The 560-nt window shown below is 70.7% G+C and carries 2 protein-coding genes; both read right to left on the bottom strand.

Annotated features, from left to right (window positions below; genetic code table 11):
• On the bottom strand, positions 1-261 hold a 261-nt coding region (locus ACFP1K_RS41225; RefSeq protein ID WP_380764068.1), incomplete at its 3' end, for a biotin/lipoyl-containing protein.
• On the bottom strand, positions 261-560 hold a 300-nt coding region (locus ACFP1K_RS41220; RefSeq protein ID WP_380764066.1), incomplete at its 5' end, for a hypothetical protein. The genes ACFP1K_RS41220 and ACFP1K_RS41225, both read right to left, overlap by 1 nt.

Here is a 560-nt window from a genome sequence, read left to right as displayed (position 1 = left end):
CGGCGTCGCGTCGCCCTCACCTTCCGCCTCGAGGATCGCGATCACCACGCCCTCGCCGACTCGGTCGCCGACCTTGATTCGCAACTCACGGACGACACCCGCGTCCGACGACGGCACCTCCATCGTCGCCTTGTCGGATTCGAGCGTGGCGAGGCCCTGATCCTTCGACACGCGATCGCCGACCGCGACCAGCACCTCGATCACGGGCACGGCGTCGAAGTCGCCGATGTCGGGGACTTTCACTTCGATCTGGCGGGCCATCAGCGTTCCTCGTTTCTCGTGGGACCGGCCGCCACGGGCGGCTCGATCAGGGGTTCTTCGCGCGCCTCGCGCTCGACGTCGTGCTGCGCATCATTGTCGGCGAGCGCGGCGCGCTCGGCCTCGCTCGGCGGTGGGGCCTCGGGCGGCATCGCGGGCTCGAAGGCCACGGCGTCACCGCGCAGCATGGCCACCGCGCCCGGGCCGGTGTGCCCGAAGAGGCTGCGCAGGTTCAGGTCGCGCTGCGGGAACGGCAGCTCCACGCCGTGCTTCACCAGCGCGGTGTGCAGCGCCCAGTAGTA

The sequence above is a fragment of the Sphaerisporangium aureirubrum genome (genome assembly GCF_042658925.1).
Lineage (GTDB): Bacteria > Actinomycetota > Actinomycetes > Streptosporangiales > Streptosporangiaceae > Sphaerisporangium > Sphaerisporangium aureirubrum.
This window is presented reverse-complemented; position numbering and strand designations above follow the sequence as displayed.